This is a genomic window from Actinomadura sediminis, assembly GCF_042675525.1.
In the GTDB taxonomy this organism is placed as follows: domain Bacteria; phylum Actinomycetota; class Actinomycetes; order Streptosporangiales; family Streptosporangiaceae; genus Spirillospora; species Spirillospora sediminis.
In genome coordinates, this window is sequence record NZ_JBHTJA010000236.1 from 1 (window position 1) to 2128 (window position 2128).

The following is a 2128-nucleotide window of genomic DNA, read 5'->3' on the forward strand; positions in this document are numbered from 1 at the left end:
TGCGCGGACGGCGCCGCCGTCGCCGCGGACGCGCCGCCGCGGCGGGCGGCGGACCTGCTGCGCGCGGGCGGCTGGCGGGTGGTGACGGTCCGGACGGCCGCCGAGCTGGCCGACGTGTGGGCGCGGGCCGGCGAGGATCCGGCGCGCGCGGGCTGAGGACGGGCCGACCGATGTGGGCGGACTGCTACGAGGGCGGGTCATGAGGCTGCGGATGACGATGACGGCCGCGCTGGCGACGCTCGCCGGCGCGGTGGGGCTGGCCCCGCTGTTCGAGACGGCGGGCTGGTTCGCGGCGGCGCTGGGCGCGGTGCTCGCGGTGGCCGCGGGCGGGCTGGCCGCGCGGCGGCTGCGCCTGCCCGTGCCGCTGCAGCCGCTCGCCGGGCTGCTGGGACTGCTGCTGGGACTGAACCTGTTCTACGCGGCGCCGGAGTCGCTGCTCGGGGTCGTCCCCACCCCCGGGTCGCTGCGCCACCTGGCCGACCTGATGGACGCGGGGTGGGGCTCGGCCCACCGGTACGCCGCGCCGGTGCCGGTGCTGCCCGGGATCGAGCTGCTGACGGCCGCGGGCGTCGGGGTCGTCGCGGTGCTGGTGGACTTCCTGGCGGTGGGGTTGCGCCGGGCGGCGCCCGCCGGGCTGCCGCTGCTGGCGATGTACAGCGTCCCGGCGGCCGTGCGGGACGAGGGCGTCGGCTGGGTGCCGTTCGCGGTGGGGGCGTTCGGCTTCCTCGCCCTGCTGATGGCCGACTCCCGGGAGCAGGTCGGCGGCTGGGGGCCGCTGGTGGCGCGGCGGCGCTGGTCGGCGCCGCGCGGTACTGCGGCGGGGGACGCGGCCGGGGACCCGGCCGGGGGCGGCGGGGACGCGGCGCTGCCGGGAGATCTCGCGGGGACGGCGACGTCCGGCGGGCGCCGGATCGCGCTCGGCGCGGTGGCCGTCGCGGTGCTGCTCCCGACGGCGGTGCCGGGCCTGCAGCAGCGCGGGATCCTGGACCTGCGCGGCGGGTCGGGCGGCGACACCCGCACGGTCACGACGCCGGATCCGCTCGTCAGCCTGAAGCGGGAACTGACCGAGCTGGACGACTCGGTGGTGCTGACCTACCGCACCGGGGACCCGATCGGGCCCGGATACCTGCGCCTGTACGCGCTGGACCGGTTCGACGGCGACCGGTGGACCTACAGCCCGCTGCGCAGCGGGCCGGACGACCGGCTGCGCGAGCGCGACCGGCTCCCGTCCCCGCCGGGGCTGTCGTCGGGCAGGTCCCGCGAGGTGACGACGGAGGTGTCGGTCCGCGGTGAGGTGCGGGACATGACGTTCCTGCCGCTGCCGTACGCGCCGACGCAGGTGTCGATCGACGGCGACTGGCGGGTGGACGCGGAGTCGCTGATGGTGTACTCGCTGCGCGACTCGGCGGGCGGCCGCGACTACACCGTGCGCAGCGCGATCCCGCAGCCGAGCGGCGAGGATCTGGAGAACGCCGGGGGGTACCCGGCGGAGATCGTCCGCCGCTACACCGCGCTGCCCCAGACCATCCCGCAGGAGGTCAGGGCGCTGGCGCGCGAGGTCGCCGAGGGCGCGACGAGCGCGCACGACCAGGCCGTCCGGCTGCAGCGGTGGTTCACCGAGACGGGCGGGTTCGTCTACGACCTGTCCGCGCCCGCGCCGAAGCGGCGCAGCGACCTGGTGGACTTCCTGCTGCACAGCAAGCGGGGGTACTGCGAGCAGTTCGCCGCCTCGATGGCGCTGATGGCGCGGATCCTGGGGATTCCGGCCCGGGTGGCGATGGGGTACACGGCCGGGGTGCAGAGCGGCCCGGACGAGTGGACGGTCCGGTCGCGGGACGCGCACGCGTGGCCGGAGCTGTACTTCCCGGGGTCGGGATGGGTGCGGTTCGAGCCGACCCCGTCCGGGCTCCAGGGGCAGGGCACGGCGACCGCGCCGTCCTACAGCACGCCCATGGCGTCCACCGGGGTGGGCACCGACTCGGGGTCGTCCTCCTCCGGCGACTCGGGGTCGGCGGCGGACGGCGGGGCGACGGCGCCGCAGGGCTCGCCGAGCGGCCCGGCGGCGCCGCGCCCGCAGGACGCGGCGGCGGAGCCGCGGGCCGCCGAGGACGGCTTCCCGGCGGTGCCG

General features: G+C 77.9%; 1 protein-coding gene. It reads left to right on the forward strand.

The window, feature by feature from the left end:
- Positions 1 to 199 precede the first annotated feature (199 nt).
- The coding region (locus ACFQ11_RS37600; protein ID WP_378307715.1) for a transglutaminase family protein at positions 200 to 2128 on the forward strand (1929 nt) is incomplete at its 3' end.